Source organism: Mesorhizobium sp. CO1-1-8 (assembly GCF_020164875.1).
Classification (GTDB): domain Bacteria; phylum Pseudomonadota; class Alphaproteobacteria; order Rhizobiales; family Rhizobiaceae; genus Mesorhizobium.
In genome coordinates this window covers 205,207-225,065 of the sequence record NZ_JAIUGZ010000009.1, presented here as the reverse complement: position 1 = coordinate 225,065, position 19,859 = coordinate 205,207, and the positions used below count along the sequence as shown (strand labels likewise).

The following is a 19,859-nucleotide window of genomic DNA, read 5'->3' as shown; positions in this document are numbered from 1 at the left end:
CGGCCTTCAGGCGCCGGACGGCGTCTCCTCCAGCTCGGCCGTCTTGGTGCCGATGGTCATCGCGTTGCCGCGCCAGTCGACGGCGCCGCCAAGCCAGCCGCGCCCCCACATCGCCGGCAGGATCAGGTCGCGCGCCATGATCGCGGCAACCATGCGTGGCGACAGGTACCAGCCCTTGGACCAGGCCAGCGCGCACTCGGGAAGGTAGAAGGCTGCCAGCGCGGCAATGGCGGTTGCCCAGAGGCTGAAGCCGGCACTGGCTGCGGCAATCAGCGCAAGCACTAGAGGCACCACGGCGCCGGTCAGGATTTCGGGTGCGAAGAACAGCGGGAAAGTGACGCGGCGCAGGCGCGCCCAACGGGCCTGACGCGACCAGATCTCGTCGAACGAGCGCCGGCCAAGCGGCTGCTCGAAGGGGGCGGCGACGAGATTGACGCGCAGGCCGAGACTGTTCACCAGCTTGGTCGCGGCGGCATCCTCCGCGATCTCGGCGGCCAGCGCGCGGATGCCGCCATTGGCGTCGAGCATCGGCTTGTTCCAGAGCATGCTCTTGCCCTGGGCAAAGCCAAGGCCGAGCGCATCGCCGGCATATTGCCAGCGCGCCTGCAGCGTGTTGAGGAAAGCGCATTCGACCTCGGCCCAGAAGCCGGCCGGCCGCGAGCCGATCGGCGTCGAGCAGACAAGGCCGGTGCCGGGCCGCCAGGCAGCCATCAGGTGCTGGACGTAGTCCCTCGGCATCAGCACGTTGGAATCGGCCAGGACGACCCAGTCGTGCCGCGCCGCCTCCCAGCCCTTGACGCAATTGTTCAGTTTCGGATTGGCGCTGATGCGGTCGTCGCCGACAAGCAGCCGGGCCGGCACTTTCGAAAACCGGACGATCGTCCTGTTTATCAATTTGACCACCGGATCGTCGGCATGGGCGACGCAGAAAATCACTCGTAGCGCGGCCAGTCGAGCGAGAAGGCGCGCTCCAGCGTCTCCTGCGTGAACGGCTCGACGCCGCGCGACGGCACGACGATCGACACCGGCCGCGGCTTGCCCGCCGGCGCGGCAATGGCGCGGCGCCGTTTCAGGCGCGAAGCGGCGAGCACGATGCTGGCGAGATTTGAGAGGATGAGGGCAGTTGAAAGCGTGGCGGCTATGAGAGTGAGTTCCATCGAGATCCGGTCACTCCAGGAAAACCGGTCCGCCAGAACAATCTGCCTGCATGACGACCGATTCAACAATTCGACAGAGCGCCCGAGTCGTGCGGCACTGGTCGGCGCACACCATCATTGTCATGTGTCACTTAAATGACATTCTTTGCCGCCACCTGCGGTTCGGTCCGCAATGACAGGACGCGCACCGTTGACCAGCCCGCGTGGAGCGCCGAAAGTTACCGGATTGTTTTGGAGCCGCTTATGTATAGCGCCGTCACGCGCAACATCGAAGTGCAGGTCAGGCCGTTTTACCTGGAGGACCGTTCGGATCCCTCGGAGAACCGCTACGTCTGGGGCTATCAGATAACGATCGACAACCAGTCGGACGATTTCGTGCAGCTTCTGTCGCGCTATTGGCACATCACCGACGGCACCGGCCGGGTCGAGGAAGTGCGTGGCCCCGGCGTGGTCGGCGACCAGCCCGAACTCAATCCCGGCGACAGCTACCAGTACACGTCCGGTTGCCCGCTCTCGACACCGTCCGGCATCATGGTCGGGCACTACACGATGCGCAACAAGCGGGGCGAGACGTTCGACATCGCCATTCCGGCGTTTTCACTGGACCTGCCGGGGACGCGGCGGACGGTGAATTGATTTCGCCTCACCGGCCGCGGAGCGACCGGTGAGGCGTGGTTTTTTCTCTACTGGGCCGCAAATTCCGCCGGGTCGAAGTCATATTGCTTCGAGCAGAATTCGCAGGCTACGTGGATGCCGCCGTCTTCGGTGCTGTCCTTGATCTCCTGGGCGGAAAAACCCTCGAGAATGCCGCGGATCTTGTCCCTGGAGCACGAGCACTGGTCGGCGACCGGAACGCCGCCGAAGACGCGCACGCCATGCTCGTGGAACAGCCTGTAGAGCAGCCGCTCGGCGCCGATCGTCGGGTCGATCAGTTCGGTCGGCTCGATCGTACCGAGCAGCGCCAGCAACTCCTGCCAGGAATTGTCGGCCGGATCGTGGATCTCCTCGCGTGGATCGCCATCGCCACCCGGCAGGTCCGGGACGCGCATGCGCTCGGGCGACTGCGGCAGGAACTGCGCCAGGATGCCGCCGGCCCGCCACTGCTCGCGGGCGCCGCCGGGACCGGGCGTCAATAGCTTGGCCACCGACAGCCTGAGATCGGTCGGGATCTGTTCCGACTGGCGAAAATAGGTGCGTGCCGCGTCTTCCAGGGTCTCGCCATCGAGCTGGACGATACCCTGATAGCGCTGCGTGTGAGCGCCCTGGTCGATGGTCAGCGCCAGCACGCCGCTGCCGAGCAGGGTCTGCTGGGAGGTTTCGCCGGCCGCGACCAGCGCTTCCAGCCGGTCGGCATCGAAACGCGCGTAGGCGCGCAGCGCCGAGGGCGTGGAAAAATCCGCGACCAGCATGTCGACGGGCCCGTCGGTGCGGGTCTGCAGGATGAACTTGCCTTCGAACTTCAGCGACGTGCCGAGCAGCACGGTCAGCACACAGGCCTCCGCCAGCAGGCGGGCGACCGGCTCGGGATAATCATGGCGGCCGAGGATGGCGTCCAGCATCGGCCCGAGTTGGACCGTGCGGCCCCGCACATCGAGAGGGCCGACCTCGAACGGCACGACGTGATCGTCGCCGGCATAGCCGAATTCGCCGAGTTTGGGGTGATGTTCAGTCACTTGATGGGTTTCCAACATGACAAAGCTCCAGGGCGCGGCCATGCCGCCCTGAGGGGCGCATGCGTCGAAACGCGCTTGATTTGCGTGATGCGGCGCAGATAGGCATCACACGCCCGCAGATCAAGCTCCCAGGGATCAAGCGCCCAGACACCAGGCCAGCACGGCCTTCTGGGCATGGAGCCGGTTCTCAGCCTCGTCGAAGACCACCGAATGCGGTCCGTCGATGACCTCGTCTGTCACTTCCTCGCCGCGATGCGCCGGCAGGCAGTGCATGAACAGCGCGTCCGGCTTGGCCCTGGCCATCAGCTTGGCATTGACCTGGTAGGGCGAGAACACGTTGTGGCCGCGGGCGCGATGCTCCTGGCCCATCGACACCCAGCAATCGGTGACGATGCAGTCGGCCTGATCGACGGCTTCCTCGGGCGAGCGGGTGAAGTGCAGCTTGCCGCCATGCGCCTGCGACCAGTCGATATGCTTTCGCGCCGGCTCGCTTCCCTCGGGAACGGCGACGTTGAGATTGAAGCGGAACCGGGCCGAGGCCTCGAGCAAGGAATGCAGCACATTGTTGCCGTCGCCGGTCCAGGCGATGGTCTTGCCGGCGACCGGACCGCGATGTTCCTCGAAGGTCATGATATCAGCCATCAGCTGGCAGGGATGGGTGTCGTCGGTCAGTCCGTTGATCACCGGCACGGTGGCGTTCTCGGTCAGTTCCAGCAGCCGCTCGTGCGAGGTGGTGCGGATCATGATCGCATCGACATAGCGCGACAGCACCTTGGCGGTGTCGGCGATGGTCTCGGAACGGCCGAGTTGCATCTCGGTGCCGGTCAGCATGATGGTCTCGCCGCCGAGTTGCCGCATGCCGACGTCGAAGGAGACGCGCGTGCGCGTCGACGGCTTGTCGAAGATCATCGCCAGCACCTTGCCTTCGAGCGGTTTGGTGCGCTCGCCTGCCTTGAGGCGCGCCTTTCGCACCACCGCATCGTCCAGCATGAAGCGCAAATCGCCTTCGGAAACGGTGGAAAGATCGGTGAAATGGCGAACTGACATCAGCAATGGTTCCGGGATTACTTCGCCGCGGCGGAAGCGATCGCCGCCGCCAGGCCCTTGGCGCCGGCGCGGATGCGGTTGAGCGCGTCATGGATCTCGGCGTCGGTGACGGTGAGCGGCGGCAACAGGCGGATGACGTTGTCGCCGGCGGGAACCGCCAGCAGGTGCTGGTCGCGCAGCGCCATGTTCACCTTGGTGTTGGGCATGGCGCATTTGAGGCCGAGCATCAGTCCGGTGCCCCTGATGTCTTCGATGATTTCGGGAAACTCGTCGGCGACCGATGCAAGGCTTTGCTTCATCAGCAGCGCCTTGCGCTGGACATCTTCGAGGAAGCCGTCTTCCAGCACTACATCGAGCACGGCGTTGCCGACTGCCATGGCAAGCGGGTTGCCGCCGAACGTGGTGCCATGCACGCCAGCGGTCATGCCGACGGCCGCTTCATCCGTGGCAAGGCAGGCGCCCATCGGGAAACCGCCGCCAATACCCTTGGCGATCGCCATGATGTCGGGCGTTACACCTGACCATTCATGCGCGAACAGCTTGCCGGTGCGGCCGATGCCGCACTGGACCTCGTCGTAGATCAACAGCAGGCCGTGCTGCTCGCACAATTGCCTGAGCCGCTTCAGCGACTGCGTCGGCACCGGGCGGATGCCGCCCTCGCCCTGCACCGGTTCGATCAGGATCGCAGCCGTCTCCGGCGTGATCGCCTTTTCGGCGGCGTCGATGTCGTCGAAGCCAACCTGATCGAAACCTTCGACCTTGGGGCCGAAGCCCTCGAGATATTTGTACTGGCCGCCAGCCGCGATGGTCGCCAGCGTGCGGCCATGGAAGGCGCCTTCGAAGGTGATGACGCGGAAGCGCTCGGGATGTCCGTTGACGAAATGGTAGCGCCGTGCCGTCTTGATCGCGCATTCCAGCGCCTCGGCGCCGGAATTGGTGAAGAACACCTTGTCGGCGAAGGTGGCGCCGGCCAGCCGCTCGCCAAGCCGGTTCTGCCCGGGGATCTCGTAGAGGTTGGAGACATGCCACAGCTTGGCGGCCTGCTCGGTGAGTGCGGCGACCAGATGCGGATGACTGTGGCCCAGCGAATTGACGGCGATGCCGCCGGCAAAGTCGAGATATCGCTCGCCCTTGTCGGTAATCAGCCATGTGCCTTCCCCGTGGTCGAAGGCCAGGGGTGCGCGAGCAAAGGTCTCGTAAAGCGCCGAACCGCTCATTATATGCGTCTCCGGTACCGGAAAATCAAAAAAGCCGCCAAAGCGGCGGCCTGTGCGGCTTATCCTGTTTTTCGGCCATGAAGTCAACGAAAACGTCGCGTAGTGGCTCGCGGCAAGCCCCCTGACGGGACGCCGGCTCATAAGCGACCGGGCAAGTTGGGGAAAACCGAAAAAACCGATTCGTGTTGCACTTGGGACTCTTGTCACCGAGTCAGCGCATAGAGTAGTTGTAGTCGAGAAATAACTAGATTTCGTGCGGCGGACCTAATCACCAGATATATGTGGTGTCTGCCCCGGCAAATGTTGCCGGGTCAGGAGAAGGATTCCGATTGCCGCACGCTTAGAGGAGCGCGGTCTCATGAACTGGACTGACGAGCGGGTAGAACTCTTGAGAAAACTGTGGTCGGAGGGTCTGAGCGCAAGCCAGATTGCTGCACAGCTTGGAGGGGTCAGCCGCAATGCGGTCATCGGGAAGGTGCATCGGCTGAAACTGTCGGGCCGCGGTCGCTCGACCGCCACGCCGGCACGCCAGAAGAAGGCAGCGCAAGGATCGACCGTCCAGAAATCGGTGTCACGCGCAGCAACGACGGCACGCCATGTCACGACATCGATCGGCGCGACGGCCTTGCAGACCCAGTTCGACGCCGAACCTGTGGCACGCCACTACATCCGCCCGGTCGAAAATGTCGTGTTGCCGATCTCCCGGCATCTGCAGCTTGTCGAGTTGACCGAGCGGACCTGCAAATGGCCGAACGGCGATCCGCTTTCAGAGGACTTCCATTTCTGCGGCAACGATGCCGCAGAAACCGGTCCCTACTGCAAGTACCACGCCCGCGTGGCGTTCCAGCCGGCATCGGAGCGGCGGCGGAGTCGCTGAGCGAATAGCGAATAGCGAATAGCGAATAGCGAATAGCGAATAGAAACGGCTTGCCTTCCGTGACAGGAAGCAAGCCGTTTTTGTGTTCGCTATTCGCTCTCCTTCACAGCCACCCGTTCTTCCTGAAACGCCAGTAGAGAAACGTGCAGATCAGCACGATAGCGCCCAGAACCACCGGATAGCCGTATTCCATCTTCAGTTCCGGCATGTCGCTGAAATTCATGCCGTAGATGCCGGCGAGCGCCGTCGGCACCGCCAGGATTGCGGCCCAGGAGGCGAGCTTCTTGGTGTTCGCCGTTTCCTGACTCTGGCCGACCAGCAAGCTCGCCTCGAAAGCGAACGCCAGCACCTCGCGCAGACTGTCGATCTTCTCCTGGACAGTGCGGATGTGATCGGTGACGTCGCGGAACAGCGGATGCATGGCGGTATGTATCTGCGGCAGCTCGGCGCTGGTCAGCCGTCGGCAGACTTCGACCAGCGGAAGCGCGGCATTGCGCAGGCGCAGGAGATCGCGGCGCAGCATATAGAGCCGTTCGATGTCGGGAGCGGTCATCGGCTTCAGCAGAACCTTGTCCTCGATCGCCTCGACCTCGTCCTCGATCTGCTCGAGCACCGGCATGTAATTGTCGACGATGAAATCGAGAATGGCATAGAGGACGAAATCCTCACCCTTGGCCAGCGAGTGCGGGCAGCTTTCCCAGTGCTGACGAACGGCGGCATAGGACGTCGAGGGACCGTGCCTGACGCTGACGATGTAGCCTGAGCCGACGAACAAATGGGTCTCGCCGAAGGTGACCCGGCCGTCGATCAGCTGTGCGGTGCGGGCGACGATGAACAAGGCGTCGCCATATTGCTCGATCTTCGGTCGCTGGTGCGGGTGCTCGGCATCCTCGATCGCCAACTCGTGCAGGTGAAACTGCGCCTGGACGCGCAGCAACAGGTTACGGTCGGGCTCCAACAGGCCGATCCAGACGACATGGCCGGATTTCTTTGCCCATTCGCCGGCTTCCTCGATGGGAATGTCGGCGATGCGGCGCCCGGCCGTGTAGACGCCGCAAGCGATAATGCCGGATATCGGCCCAGGCGCCGGGGTCAGGTTCCGAACATTTTCCATCACGACCTCCAGGAGTAAATCCACGGACGAGGATAGAGCAAAGCCCGGAAAGCTTAGCGTAAATCGGATGACGGTTCGAGAGGCGCGTTCACTTCACCGGCTGCGTCTCGGAAAGGCTGATTTTGTCGGTCTTGTCGCCCTTGGGCCGCTCAGCCGGCAACTGATCGCCGGTGACGATGTAGTAGATGGTCTCGGCTATGTTGGTGGCGTGATCACCGATACGCTCGATGTTCTTGGCGCAAAACAGCAGATGCGTGCAGGGCGTGATGTTGCGCGGATCTTCCATCATGTAGGTCAGCAATTCGCGAAACAGCGATGTGTACATGGCGTCGATCTGGTCGTCACGATCGCGCACGAAGCCGATTTTCTCCACCGAGCGAGACGCGTAGACGTCGAGCACTTCCTTGAGCTGGGTCAACGCCAGGTTGGACAGAGCCTCGAGGCCGCGGAACAGGCTGGTCGGCTGGCGTCCGTCGGTGACGGCGACCACCCGCTTGGCAACGTTCTTGGCGAGATCGCCAACCCGTTCGAGGTCGGCGGAGATGCGGATGGTCCCGACGATCTCGCGCAAATCCGCCGCCATCGGCTGACGCTTGGCAATGATGATGATCGCCTTGTCGTCGATTTCGCGCTGGCCCTCGTCCAGTACGGTATCGTCGCGGATGACCTTCTGGGCAAGGCCCGGGTCGGCATTGACGAGAGCGGTGACCGCCTGTTCGACCATGCGCTCGGCATGGCCGCCCATCGCGGCGATGCGCTTCGACAGATATTTCAACTCCTCGTCATAAGCGCTGACGATGTGCACGGACTGCATGGCAAAATGCCTTCCCACGGGGTGTTTTGATTTTGAGTCGTTTCCTCGAATCCCCGCTGATACGCTAGCCGGATGACAGAAAAAAGAAACAGTCCCCTCGATTTAGGGCGATATCAGTGCGTCGGCAAATGAACCGAGAATGCCGCGCCGTTGCCGACTTCGGACTTGATCGAAAGCCGGGCGTTATGGCGCGTCAGGATATGCTTGACGATCGACAGGCCGAGGCCGGTGCCTTTCTGGGTCCGGCTGGTCTCGACGTCGACGCGGTAGAAGCGCTCGGTAATGCGCGGAATGTGCTCCTCGGGAATGCCAGGCCCAAAGTCCCTGATCGTCACGTCGATGCCCGGCTCTGATCCGGCATCGCTATGCGCTATGGATACAACCACGCGCCCACCCGACTGCCCGTATTTGCAGGCGTTTTCCAGGAGGTTCTCGAAAACCTGGAAAAGCTCATCGCGATCGCCAGGCACATGAAGCGGCCCATCGACGTAGTGCCGCTCGATGGCAACGGCGTTTTCGCTGGCCAACGGTCCGAGCGAGTCGATGACGCTGTCGACGGTCTGGCGCAGGTCCACCTCGGTTCCCGGCTTCAGATAGGGTTTCATCTCGAGCCGCGACAGCGACAACAAATCGTCGATCAGACGCGCCATTCGACCGGTCTGGCTCTGCATGATCTGCAGAAACTGGTCGCGCGCCGCCGCGTCGTTGCGGGCTGGTCCGCGCAGCGTTTCGATAAAGCCGGCGATGGAGGCGAGCGGCGTGCGCAGTTCGTGGCTGGCATTGGCGATGAAGTCAGCGCGCATGCGATCGATCCTGCGTGCTTCGCTCTGGTCCTTGAACACCAGCACATAGAGATCGGTGGCGTGACCGACCGAGGACACGCTCACCCGGTAAGCCCGTTCGACCGGCAGCTTCTCCATGTAGTCCACGACATCGGAGGCGACATCGCCCGATAGCACGCCATCCAGCAGGGTCTGCATTTCCGGCGCCCGGAATTTCAGCGACAGCGACATGCCTGGCGCGATGCCGCCGAAAGCGGCGAAGGCCGCGGCGTTGGCATGCACGATGGTGGCAGCCCGGTCGAAGATGATCAGCGGATCGGCGACGGCGGCGGCCAGATATTCACCCGAGAGCCGCTGCAGGCCGATGGCCTCGATGGCAGCGCCGCCGCCGGTGGATCGGCGCGCGCCGGCGGTCGGCAGTATAGCCGCTGCAAGCAGCAACAGCAGCGCCGCGAGAACGACATAGGCTGAAATTCCGGCCGAGGCATAAACAGCGAGAACCGCAACAATACCGGCCGCAAGCAGCCAGCGGCTATTCCACAGCCGTGCGGCCATGGTTTGCGCCGTGTCTTTCTGCTCAGTGTCCAGGTCAGTCATCTGCCGCAGGCCCGCACCCTATGACTTCGCACCCGGTCGCTCGGTGGCGGAAAACTTCCACTGGACCGCTTGCCGCATGACCCCGAAAATCGGGAATCGATTTTCGGAAAGGATCATGCGCAAATTAAAGTGCTACAGCGTCCTTTGCGCATCCAAACGGACGCGCGGCGCTGTAGTGGCTCCCCATAGCATGAGTCCGGAAGCTGGAAAGGGTTCGTCTCGATGAAAAAAGCCAAGGAAAGTCCCGCCGCGCCAACTTCGGGGCCGCTGAAGATCAGGATCGGCGGCAAGGAGCGGGAGTTCGACATCGAAAATCCCGTGCTTCCCGACTGGGTCGAGGACAACAAGCTGACCGCCGGTGGCTATCCCTACGACAAGAAGATGAAAAGCGACGAGTATGACGAGACGCTCGAGAAATTGCAGATCGAGCTGGTCAAGGCGCAGGCCTGGCTGCAGTCGACCGGCAAACGGGTGATGGCGCTGTTCGAGGGTCGCGATGCTGCCGGCAAGGGCGGCACGATCTTCGTGGTGCGCCAGTACCTCAATCCGCGCACGGCACGCAACGTGGCGCTGACCAAGCCGACCCCGACCGAGCTTGGGCAATGGTACTACCAGCGCTATGTCGACCACTTCCCGACTTCAGGGGAATTCGTCACCTTCGACCGCTCCTGGTACAACCGCGCCGGCGTCGAGCCGGTGATGGGTTTCTGCACGCCGCAGCAGCACGAGCAGTTTCTCGAGGAGACGCCGCATTTCGAGCGAATGATCTCCAATGAGGGCATCCACTTTTTCAAATTCTGGCTGAACATTGGCCGGGAAACCCAGCTCGAGCGCTTTCACGATCGCCGCTACAGCCCGCTGAAGAGCTGGAAGTTTTCGCCCATCGATGTTGCAGGCATCACCAAGTGGGACGACTACACCAAGGTGCGCGACACAATGTTCGAGCGCACCCACAAGGAATTCGCGCCGTGGATCATCGTACGGGCCAATGACAAGCGGCGCGCGCGGCTGGCGGTCATGCGGCGCATCCTGTCGTCTCTGCCCTATGAGGGGCGCGATCTCGAAATCATCGGCAAGGAAGACAAGAAGATCATCGGCGAAGGGCCGTCATTCCTCGGCAAGCAGGATTGACGCTTCCGCGCCGCGCGGCCAAGGCCGCGCGGCGCGTTCCTTGATGCTTTCGCTCAGGCCGCGAGCCGGGCGATGCGCTGCAATCGCCGCAGCGTGGTGTCGTCCTGCAGCGCCTGCTGGAAAAGCGAAATCTCCTGATCGATGCGGTCGCAGAGGGCCTCGGTGTTCCCCTTCAGCAGGCCGCGCGTCTGCAGCAAGGCGGCGACCGGCTTCTTGACGAGCTGCCTCGCCCGACCGAGGGCCGCCTCCTCGACGGTGCCACCCGGCACGATCTCCGCGACCAGGCCGAGCGCCCTGGCATCTTCGGCGCGAAGCGTGTCGCCGAGGCAGAAGAAGCGGAAGGCACCGGCGTAGCCGAGCTTCTGCGGCGCAAGGATGCTGGTCGCCGCATCCGGCACCAGGCCGAAATCGACGAACGGCACCCTGAACGTGCTCTCATCGGACGCGATCACCATGTCGCAATGGAACAGGATGGTGCAGCCGACACCGACGGCATCGCCATCGACGCAGGCAAGGATGGGCTTTGGAAACGTCGCCAGCGTGCGGAACAGGTCGGTGACGGCGGCGATCAGTTTCTGGTGCTTGGTGGCGTCGAGGAATTCGGAGAAGTCGCCGCCCAGACAGAAACAGCCTGCCAGGCCGCGCAGCACGACGACGCGAACCTCCTCATTGTCGGCGGCTTCATGGAAGGTCCTTGCCAGGCTTTCGTAGGCCCTCCTGTCCAGCACCGGCCGGCCGTCACTCGACGACACGGTGACCACCAGCGTGTGGTTGCGAAGTTCAGGTTGCGGGTGTGTGCTCATGACTGTCTCCGATCTCATGACGCACGCCTTTGCCCGAGCGTGTCGGGATATCCCCTGGCCAGCACGGGAGCAAAGTGATTGCGGCGCGACCGCACCACATCGAGCGTGTGCTCGTTGAAGGTCAGCAAGGTGGCAACGACCTGCTGGTTGCCATAGGTGCGCTGGTAGCCCAGCGGGGTCGCCAGGAAATGCAGTTGCAAGGCGCGCAGCACCCACATCGGCTCGAACTCGATGATCACCTTGTCGACGCCGCGCTTCAGCCCCCACTCGACGAAACCGGCAATCAGTTCGGTGCCGACGGTCGAAACGCCGCGACGGCCATCACGAAAACCGGGAGCCACGGCGTAGCGGGTCAATTCCCAGATGTTTGGACCCGATGGCGGCGTTCCTTCGGAAAGATCGGTCAAGACCTCGGTCAGCAGATGTGGCCGCGTCGTCGGCAACATCCTCTGATAACCCGCCACTTCACCGCCCCTGATGACGATCTGATGAACCGCCTCGTCATGATCGAACTGGTCGAGTTCGAGCCCGTCGGGGCGCCTGAGGTCATCCCACCCCATCTCTTCGACGAATATCTTGTAGCGCAAACGATGGACGGCCTCCCAAAGGTCGGGACGTTCCATCAATTCCTGGGTTGTAAGGGAAAAAAGCATTCCGCCGTCTCCTGCGTTCAGAGGAAGATACGGCCGTGCTTTGATGAGAAAATTGCGTGATCGCGTAGGCAAAAATTCTAGGTCGGCACGGCCGACCTAACTAATGTAGCCGCGCCGTATCGCTTCCGCGACGGCCTGCACCCTGTTGACGGCACCTAGTTTGCTTTTGGCGTTAAGAAGATGTTTCTCCGAGGTGTGTTCGGAAATGCCGAGGATTTGCGAAATCTCCCATTCGGACTTGCCGACGGCGGCCCATTGCAGGCATTCGCGCTCGCGCGGCGTCAGCACGATATGATCGATGGTCCTGTTCGCCATGGTGTGGAGTTGCATGGCACGGCCAACCGCGTAGGTCGACACCAGCGACACCTGGCCGAATTCGGCTGCGGACAATTCCACGGCCTCGCCGCCCAGCGACACCATGACGATCTGGCCGTCGAGCGTGATCAACGGAAAGGCCAACCCATCGCGCAGCTTGAAGGCGCCGGCATCGCCCATCACCTCGCCGCTGCTCTTGTCTATGCGGATACCCTGCGACGCCTCGTGCCACTGGAAGGGCGCCTGCAATTGTTTCATGTGGCTGACGACCGGGTCATGGTCGACATAGTTGCGAGCGACATAGCGCTCCAGCCACTCGCCAGGCCAATCGCACAGAAGCACATGCTGCTTTTGCTGGCCGGCCGGCGTGCCTGGCTGCGGTACGGTTCCCGCCATCAGTGCGGTGAGACCGAAATCCGATGTTATGCCCAGCAGCCTTTCGCAGACCGCTGTCGCCGTTGCGGCGTGCTGCAGTTGGTCTATATATTCCAGCGTGCGATCGAACTGACCCATCGCAACATCAACCCCATGTTGCCTCGTGCATTGCGGCCAATGATGCGTGCCTGATTTACACTTCGCCACCGACCACGGATTGCAAATCGCATACTTATTTTGGCTCCCTCTCACCGAGGCGACCGAAGCTGATTTGCAAACCGGCTAAATCATATCCTGAAATCGGCGTGTTGAAATCAAAAACCATTGTGCCTGTACCATTTTCGTACCAAAACCGGTGCGAGCACGGCTGTGGCGGAGTTTTATCTTGGCGTTCCGGTGGAGGTTCTTCGCCCTTGCGATGCTGATCGGGTTGCTGTCGTTCGCCGACGGTGCGCGCGCCGCGCCGCCTCAGGTTCCAGTTCTGTGGGATGCCAAGGAGCGGCTGCCCAAGCCAGACCTTTCGGCGCTGCCCCGGCTGAGATTCCTGACCACCACGGATTTCCCGCCGTTCAATTTCCTCGACGGCTCGGGAAAGCTGTCCGGCTTCCACATCGATCTGGCGCGCGCCATCTGCGCCGAGCTCGGCATCGTCGAAAAATGCCAGATCCAGGCCTTGCCCTGGGCCGAACTGGAAGGCGCACTGCGGAAAGGCGAAGGCGAGGCGATCATCGCCGGCATCGCCGCAACACCGGAATCGCGCGCGACCTATGCCTTCTCGCGCTCCTATCTGCAGTTTCCGGCGCGCTTCATCATGCCGAAGAGCAAGGCGCTGACCGAACCGGTCTTTGACAAATTGCACGGCAAGCGTGTCGGCGTGATATCAGGCTCGGCGCATGAGCGCATGCTGCGCGACTATTTCAACACGGTTCAGGTCATCCCTTTCGACAGGCCGGAAGACCTTTACAACGATCTCAAGGCCGGCAAGGTCGACGCCGCCTTCGGCGACGGCATGCGCCTGGCTTTCTGGCTGGGCGGCTCGGATGCGGCGGGCTGCTGCCGCTTTGCCGGCGGGCCCTATCTGGCGCCCGAATATCTGGGCACTGGCATGGCCGTCGCCACCAAAGCGGACAATCCGGCGCTGGCCGCCGCGATCGATTACGCGCTGCAGGAGATTTCGATGAAAGGCACGTTCGCCGAATTTTATCTGCGCTATTTCCCGGTCAGCTTTTTTTGATCCGGTTCCGGTCAACTTTGCCGGCCTGAGATGCATCTCAACAGCGCCCGGCCAAGGACTTTCAGGTCAGCGTGCGCAGCCGCGCCTTGGCCGCGCGGCCGATGGCAGCGACCGTCAGCGTGTCGAGATCGAGCTGACGACGGATCAGCTGCAGCACCCGCACTTCTTCCATGCGCATTTCGAGGTCTACGGCGGCAACCTCGAACGCGGCGGCATAGGCGGTGTCGCGCAGGCGCTCGGGCAAGGCCTCGGCGACTTCAGCCAGCACGCCTTCCAAGCCGTCCTTTTCGTGCAGGCGCTTCTGGCAGGCTTGGGCGACGCCGACCAGCCTTTCGTGGTTGAAGTCCTCGAACACCGGCCAGGAGCGGACGACCTCGCCGATGCGCGCCAGTTCGACATCGGTCATATCGCGGTCGGAGGCCGAGGTGATGACCATCAGATAGATCAGGGCCTCATGAGGTGTCGGCAATTTTTTCTCCTTGAACCGGGCCTCGAAGTTAGGAACGCCCATTCTGCACCGCAAGGAAAAAGCGCCGCACGCGTTGACGCTCCGGCGCTGCACGCCTAGAGACCGGTTGAAAAACCCTTGCTGCGGCCCGCCTTCGGGCCGGCAAATGATTTGGAAAACTGTGAAATGGCGGGATCAAACATCATCGATCTCAACCCCGAGCTGCTGGCGGCCGCGACCGAAAGCAAGGCATGGCCGTTCGAAGAAGCCAAAAAGATCATCGAGCGCTACAAAGGCGCCGACTTCCCGCAAACAGTCCTGTTCGAGACCGGCTACGGACCGTCCGGCCTGCCGCATATCGGCACGTTCGGCGAAGTGGCGCGGACCTCGATGGTGCGCCATGCCTTCCGCGTCCTGACGCAGGACAAGGTCGCGACCAAGTTGCTGTGCTTTTCCGACGATATGGACGGCATGCGCAAGATACCCGACAGCGTACCGGACCGCGCCGCACTCGAGCCGCATCTGCACAAGCCGCTGTCGTCGGTCCCCAACCCCTTCGGCGGCGACTATGCGAGCTTCGCCGACCACAACAACGCGATGCTTTGCCGCTTCCTCGACACGTTCGGCTTCGACTACGAGTTTGCCAGCGCGACGCAATACTACAAGACCGGCCGTTTCGACGCGATGCTCAAGCGCGCCGCCGAACGCTATGACCAGATCATGGCGGTGATGCTGCCGACGCTCGGGCCCGAGCGGCAGGCGACCTACAGCCCGTTCCTGCCGATCTCGCCGAAGAGCGGCCGCGTGCTTTACGTGCCGATGAAGCATGTCGACGCCAAGGCCGGCACCATCACCTTCGACGACGAGGGCACCGAGACCACGCTTTCGATCACCGGCGGCCGCGTGAAGCTGCAGTGGAAGCCGGATTTCGGCATGCGCTGGGCAGCGCTTGGCGTCGATTTCGAAATGTTCGGCAAGGATCACCAGACCAATGCCGTGGTCTACGACCGCATCTGCAACATTCTGGGCGGACGGGCGCCGGAGCATTTCGTCTACGAACTGTTCCTCGACGAGAACGGCCAGAAGATCTCGAAGTCGAAGGGCAACGGGCTGACCATCGACGAGTGGCTGACCTATGCGCCGACCGAAAGCCTCGGGCTCTACATGTACCAGCGGCCGCGGCAGGCCAAGAAGCTGTATTTCGACGTCATCCCGCGGGCCGTGGACGAATACTATACGTTCCTGGCCGCCTATCCCCGCCAGGACTGGAAGGAACGGCTGGGCAATCCGGTCTGGCATATGCATGACGGCAACCCGCCCGCGATCGACATGCCGGTGCCGTTCTCGCTGCTGCTCAATCTGGTCAGCGCTTCCAACGCGCAGAACAAGGATGTGCTGTGGGGCTTCATCTCGCGCCATACTCAAGGCGTGACGCCGGCGACGCATCCCGAGCTCGACCGGCTGGTCGGCCATGCGATCCGCTATTTCGACGATTTCGTGAAGCCGACGAAAACCTTCCGGCCCGCCGACGAGGTCGAGCGCGAGGCGCTGGCAGCCCTCGACGAAGCACTTGGCGCGCTGCCGGCGGACGCCAGCGGCGAAGCGATCCAGAACGCCTCGCTCAACGTCGCGCGCAGAATCGAACGCTACCAGGATCATTCCAAGCAGAGCCCGGAAGGCGGCCCCGGCGTATCGGGCGCCTTCTTCCAGATGATCTACCAGGTGCTGATCGGCCAGGAGCGCGGCCCGCGCTTCGGCTCGTTCGCAGCACTCTATGGCGTTGCCGAGACGCGTGCGCTCATTGAGCGGGCGCTGGCTGGTCAGCTGGCTTGAGCACGCCATCGACCTCTTCCAGGATCGAACCCGGCGCCTGAGGCGCCGGGCCTGGCGCGGCCGGCATCGCCGGCATGCCGGACAGATCGGGCGCCGATCCGAAAATGCCCTTCTTCGCTGTGCGCGCCTTGTCGCCGGCCTCGATATAGGGGCCGCCCTTGGCGGCGCGCGCCCAGCCATTTTCGACCAGCCACTGACCGACATCCTGCTTGCCGATCCGGCATTCGGCGGCGATCAGGTCGCGGCCACCCTGCGGCGGCACCGTGCAGACCACCGCGCGGCCGCGCAGGAAGGCGCGGAACGCCGTCCGCGCCCGGACGCCGCACGGCCAGGACTTGCCGTCCTCGCTGCAGGTTTCGTCCTGGCTGACGATGTCGATGCCGGAAACCGCGACCGAATAGCCCTTCGCCTCGATCAGGCCGGCGGCCGGCGCAACCGGCTGGAACAGCTTTGTGCCGTTCCAATCGTCAGGCATTTTCGGCTTGGGCGGCACAGCCAGCGCGAGCTTGCTCAGCGGCTCACGCGGCTCAACCCGTTCAAGCCCGTCGGCGGGCAGTTCCGGCGGCGCGACGATTTCAGGATCGATTGCCCTTGAATGCGGCGCCTGCTTCGGTGGCTGTGGAGCTGCAATGGCTGAGGTGGCCGGCTCCTCGGGCGACGTCCCGGCAGCCTGCTGCGCCATCGCATCGGCGTCCGGATCAAGCTGGTCCACCGTAATGACGCTTTCACTTCCTTTCAACGTGCGACCGCCAGCGACGACGATGGCCGCCATCACAGGGACCATCAGAACCGCCAGCGCATGATGGAGAAGCCGCACCAGCTTGACCTATTGGCTTGCCCAGACAATCCGCGCCACCCATTCGACATCGCGCATGGGAATATCGCGGTCGGGATGATCGGGATTGAGCGAGACCAGCGCAATCGACCTGACGGTCTGGCGCTCGAGCACCTTGGCCATCACCTCGCCTGATGTGGTCTTGACGACGACGCGATCGCCCTTGCGGGTGACGGCGCCCGGTTCGACGATAAGGACGTCGCCATTGCGGTAGAGCGGCAGCATGGAATCGCCCTGCACCTGCAAAGCATAGGAACTCTCGGTCGATTGCGCCGGCAGTTCGACCAGATCCCAGCCCTGCCCGGCTGGAAAGCCGGCATCGTCGAAGAAGCCGCCGGCGCCGGCCTGGGCAAAGCCGAGCAGCGGCACTGAGCTTCGGCGGGCAATCGAAGCGGCATGGCTGGCCCCGGCCCGACCTTCAATCAAACCGGTGAATTCATCGAGCGAAGCGCCCGTCGCCTCGATGATCTTTGCCAGTGATTCGGTCGAGGGCCAGCGCGGCCGGCCATCCGACGACAGGCGCTTCGACTTGTTGAATGCGGTGGAATCGAGCCCCGCACGCTTGGCCAGCCCCGATGCCGAAAGCGAATAGCGCTCGGCAAGAGCATCGATGGCGGCCCAGACACGGTCATGCGAGAGCATGTGTTGCTCTCCTTCAAACAGGAAAAAATACCTTCCCCGTTCTAACCCCGGACCACCATCTTGTCCACAGTGCAAGGCCTACTCACGCCGCTTTCCTGGCCTCGCCTTTCGCATAGGGATCGAAGCGCTGGTAAAAACTCTCATCCTTCTCGGCCATATCGAGCAGCAGCTTGGGCGCCTTGAACTCGGCGCCGTATTTCTTCTGCAGGTTCCTGGCGATCTTGACGAACGCCTTGGCGCCGATGCCGTCGATGTAGGACAGCGCACCGCCGGTGTAGGGAGCGAAGCCGAAAGCGAGGATCGAGCCGACATCGGCCTCGCGCGGGTCGGTGACGATGCCTTCTTCCATCACCCGGGCCGCTTCCAGCGCGATGGTGGCCAGCAGCCGCTGCTGCAGCTCCTCATAATCGACCTTCTCGGGCGCAAGCTGCGGATAGAGCTCCTTGAGGCCCGGCCAAAGCTTCTTCTTGGCGGGCTTTGCCGGGTAATCATAAAAACCCTTGCCGTTCTTGCGGCCGAAGCGGCCGTGATCGTCGACCATGCTGTCGATCAGCGCCATCTGCTTGGGATCGACTGCCTTGTCGCCCAAATCCCTGGTGGTCTGCTTCATGATCTTCTGGGCAAGGTCGATGGCCGTCTCGTCGGTCAGCGCCAGGGGCCCGACCGGCATGCCGGCTGCCTTCGCCGCATTCTCGATCATCGGCGCGGGAACGCCTTCGATCAGCATCTTGTAGGCTTCCGACATGTAGCGCAGCACGCAACGGTTGACGTAGAAGCCGCGCGTGTCGTTGACGACGATCGGCGTCTTCTTGATGGCGCGAACGAAGTCGATCGCGGTGGCCAGCGCCTTGTCGCCGGTCTTCTTGCCCAAAATGATCTCGACCAGCATCATCTTGTCGACCGGCGAGAAGAAATGGATGCCGATGAAATTCTTCGGCCGCGCCGAATTCTTGGCCAGCGACGAGATCGGGATGGTGGAGGTGTTCGACGCGAAGATCGCCGATGGCTTCAACACGGCTTCCGCCTGTTCGGTGGCGCTCTTCTTGACGCCCGAATCCTCGAACACCGCCTCGACCACCAGATCGCAGCCGGCAAGGTCGGCATAGTCCGCCGTCGGCGTGATCAGCGACAGCAGTTTGTCCTTGTCCTCCGGCTTGGCGCGGCCCTTCTTGACCTGATCCGAGATCAGGCTGTCGGAATGCGCCTTGCCCTTGGTCGCCGACTCCAGATCACGGTCAAGCAGCACCACCGGAATGCCGGCCTTGGCGGTGACATAGGCGATGCCGGCGCCCATGAAGCCGGCGCCGAGAATGCCCACCTTCTTGAATTTGGTTTCGGGCACGCCGGCCGGGCGGCGGGCGCCCTTGTTCAGTTCCTGCAGCGACACGAACAGCGAGCGGATCATCGCCGCCGCTTCCCTGGTCTGCATGATCTCGGTGAAATAGCGCTGTTCGATCCGGAGCCCGGTGTCGAACGGCACTAGCAGGCCTTCATAAACGCATTTGAGGATCGCGGCGGCGGCCGGATAGTTGCCGTAGGTCTCGCGGCGCAGGATGGCGATGGCCGGCGGCCACAGATTGAAGCCCGCAGGCGAATAGATCTGGCCGCCGGGCAGCTTGAAACCCTTCTCGTCCCATGGCTGGATGGCTTTCAGGCCGTTCCTGATCATCGCCTTGGCGGTCTCGACCAGTTTGGCCGGCTCGGCGATCTCGTGGATCAGGCCCATCGACCTGGCCTTCTGCGGCGACAGCGTCTGGCCGGAAGTCAGCATCTGCAGGGCCTGCTGCTGATCGGTCAGCCGCGGCACGCGCTGGGTGCCGCCGGCGCCCGGGAAGATGCCGATCTTCACTTCGGGAAGCGCCATCTTCACCTTGTCGCTATCGGCGGCGACACGGCCGTGGCAGGCTAGCGACAATTCGAAGGCGCCGCCCATGCAGGTGCCGTTGATCGCCGACACCCACGGCTTTCCGCAAGTTTCCAGCTTGCGAAACAGGCCGGTCATCATGCCGGCATTGTCGAATAGCGCCCTGGTCGCCTTTTCGGCGTCCTTGCCCTTTTCCGCGGCGAAGGTCATCAGCATCTTCTGCAGCAGGGTGATGTCTGCACCGCCCGAGAAGGTGTCCTTGCCGGAGGTGATCACGGCGCCCTTGATTGCGGCGTCACCAGCCACCTTGTCGACAATGGCGTTCAATTCCCGCATCGCCTCTTCGGTGAAGACATTCATCGAGCGGCCAGGCATGTCCCAGGTGACCAGCGCAATGCCGTCGGCGTCGATGTCGAGGGTGAAATTGGTGTAGCTCATCGTTTCTCTC

At 62.9% G+C, this 19,859-nt stretch carries 18 protein-coding genes and 1 pseudogene; 5 read left to right on the top strand and 14 right to left on the bottom strand.

The features are described 5' to 3' along the window. Nucleotides 1-6: 6 nt before the first annotated feature. Nucleotides 7-1,157: pseudogene (locus LB558_RS19545) on the bottom strand (ceramide glucosyltransferase). A 243-nt stretch (nt 1,158-1,400) separates the two neighbouring features. Between LB558_RS19545 and apaG the strand changes: the two are divergent. Next, nucleotides 1,401-1,793: a Co2+/Mg2+ efflux protein ApaG gene (gene apaG, locus LB558_RS19540; RefSeq protein ID WP_013533640.1), complete on the top strand. Its 393-nt coding sequence runs from the start codon at nt 1,401-1,403 to the stop codon at nt 1,791-1,793. 47 nt (nt 1,794-1,840) lie between these two features. Here the strand turns inward: apaG and LB558_RS19535 are convergent, their stop codons facing one another. From LB558_RS19535 to LB558_RS19525, 3 genes are all read right to left on the bottom strand, one after another. Then, entirely contained in the window at nt 1,841-2,872 is a 1,032-nt protein-coding gene (locus LB558_RS19535; RefSeq protein WP_224699040.1) for an Hsp33 family molecular chaperone, read from the bottom strand. A 93-nt stretch (nt 2,873-2,965) separates the two neighbouring features. Then, on the bottom strand, nt 2,966-3,877 hold the full coding sequence (gene argF, locus LB558_RS19530) for an ornithine carbamoyltransferase (RefSeq protein ID WP_127256767.1): 912 nt from the start codon (nt 3,875-3,877) through the stop codon (nt 2,966-2,968). A 17-nt stretch (nt 3,878-3,894) separates the two neighbouring features. After that, nucleotides 3,895-5,094: an aspartate aminotransferase family protein gene (locus tag LB558_RS19525; RefSeq protein WP_224699039.1), complete on the bottom strand. Its 1,200-nt coding sequence runs from the start codon at nt 5,092-5,094 to the stop codon at nt 3,895-3,897. A 358-nt stretch (nt 5,095-5,452) separates the two neighbouring features. Here LB558_RS19525 and LB558_RS19520 point away from each other — a divergent pair, with 358 nt between their 5' ends. After that, nucleotides 5,453-5,971, top strand: a complete 519-nt coding sequence (locus LB558_RS19520) for a GcrA family cell cycle regulator (protein ID WP_023811342.1) — start codon at nt 5,453-5,455, stop codon at nt 5,969-5,971. Between the two features lie 103 nt (nt 5,972-6,074). Here LB558_RS19520 and LB558_RS19515 read toward each other — a convergent pair whose 3' ends face one another. From LB558_RS19515 to LB558_RS19505, 3 genes are all read right to left on the bottom strand, one after another. Further along, nucleotides 6,075-7,085 carry a magnesium and cobalt transport protein CorA gene (locus LB558_RS19515; protein WP_127256763.1) on the bottom strand — a complete coding sequence of 337 codons (1,011 nt, stop codon included), beginning with the start codon at nt 7,083-7,085 and terminating at the stop codon, nt 6,075-6,077. Nucleotides 7,086-7,173: 88 nt separating this feature from the next. Continuing rightward, nucleotides 7,174-7,899: a phosphate signaling complex protein PhoU gene (gene phoU / locus LB558_RS19510; RefSeq protein ID WP_013533646.1), complete on the bottom strand. Its 726-nt coding sequence runs from the start codon at nt 7,897-7,899 to the stop codon at nt 7,174-7,176. Between the two features lie 113 nt (nt 7,900-8,012). Next, complete coding sequence (locus LB558_RS19505) at nt 8,013-9,278, bottom strand: ATP-binding protein (RefSeq protein ID WP_224699038.1); 1,266 nt, start codon at nt 9,276-9,278, stop codon at nt 8,013-8,015. A 222-nt stretch (nt 9,279-9,500) separates the two neighbouring features. Between LB558_RS19505 and ppk2 the strand changes: the two genes are divergently transcribed. Beyond that, nucleotides 9,501-10,409, top strand: coding sequence for a polyphosphate kinase 2 (ppk2, locus tag LB558_RS19500; RefSeq protein ID WP_224699037.1), 909 nt, complete (start codon nt 9,501-9,503; stop codon nt 10,407-10,409). A 53-nt stretch (nt 10,410-10,462) separates the two neighbouring features. Here ppk2 and LB558_RS19495 read toward each other — a convergent pair whose 3' ends face one another. From LB558_RS19495 to LB558_RS19485, 3 genes are all read right to left on the bottom strand, one after another. Further along, nucleotides 10,463-11,212, bottom strand: a complete 750-nt coding sequence (locus LB558_RS19495; protein ID WP_013533649.1) for an enoyl-CoA hydratase-related protein — start codon at nt 11,210-11,212, stop codon at nt 10,463-10,465. Nucleotides 11,213-11,226: 14 nt separating this feature from the next. Further along, nucleotides 11,227-11,865, bottom strand: a complete 639-nt coding sequence (locus tag LB558_RS19490) for an acyl-homoserine-lactone synthase (protein WP_224699036.1) — start codon at nt 11,863-11,865, stop codon at nt 11,227-11,229. A gap of 96 nt (nt 11,866-11,961) precedes the next feature. Beyond that, nucleotides 11,962-12,693, bottom strand: a complete 732-nt coding sequence (locus LB558_RS19485; protein ID WP_224699035.1) for a helix-turn-helix transcriptional regulator — start codon at nt 12,691-12,693, stop codon at nt 11,962-11,964. Between the two features lie 247 nt (nt 12,694-12,940). Between LB558_RS19485 and LB558_RS19480 the strand changes: the two genes are divergently transcribed. Continuing rightward, on the top strand, nt 12,941-13,789 hold the full coding sequence (locus LB558_RS19480; RefSeq protein WP_224699034.1) for a transporter substrate-binding domain-containing protein: 849 nt from the start codon (nt 12,941-12,943) through the stop codon (nt 13,787-13,789). 61 nt (nt 13,790-13,850) lie between these two features. Here the strand turns inward: LB558_RS19480 and LB558_RS19475 are convergent, their stop codons facing one another. Further along, nucleotides 13,851-14,300: a tellurite resistance TerB family protein gene (locus tag LB558_RS19475; RefSeq protein WP_224699033.1), complete on the bottom strand. Its 450-nt coding sequence runs from the start codon at nt 14,298-14,300 to the stop codon at nt 13,851-13,853. 123 nt (nt 14,301-14,423) lie between these two features. On the opposite strand from LB558_RS19475, the gene LB558_RS19470 reads away from it, so the two are divergent. Beyond that, nucleotides 14,424-16,070, top strand: coding sequence for a lysine--tRNA ligase (locus LB558_RS19470; protein WP_224699032.1), 1,647 nt, complete (start codon nt 14,424-14,426; stop codon nt 16,068-16,070). Here the strand turns inward: LB558_RS19470 and LB558_RS19465 are convergent. From LB558_RS19465 to LB558_RS19455, 3 genes are all read right to left on the bottom strand, one after another. Further along, complete coding sequence (locus tag LB558_RS19465) at nt 16,036-16,887, bottom strand: thermonuclease family protein (RefSeq protein WP_412033479.1); 852 nt, start codon at nt 16,885-16,887, stop codon at nt 16,036-16,038. The genes LB558_RS19470 and LB558_RS19465 overlap by 35 nt on opposite strands. A 9-nt stretch (nt 16,888-16,896) precedes the next feature. Beyond that, on the bottom strand, nt 16,897-17,547 hold the full coding sequence (locus LB558_RS19460) for a helix-turn-helix transcriptional regulator (protein ID WP_127256747.1): 651 nt from the start codon (nt 17,545-17,547) through the stop codon (nt 16,897-16,899). A gap of 82 nt (nt 17,548-17,629) precedes the next feature. Further along, complete coding sequence (locus tag LB558_RS19455; protein WP_224699031.1) at nt 17,630-19,849, bottom strand: 3-hydroxyacyl-CoA dehydrogenase NAD-binding domain-containing protein; 2,220 nt, start codon at nt 19,847-19,849, stop codon at nt 17,630-17,632. Nucleotides 19,850-19,859 lie beyond the last annotated feature (10 nt).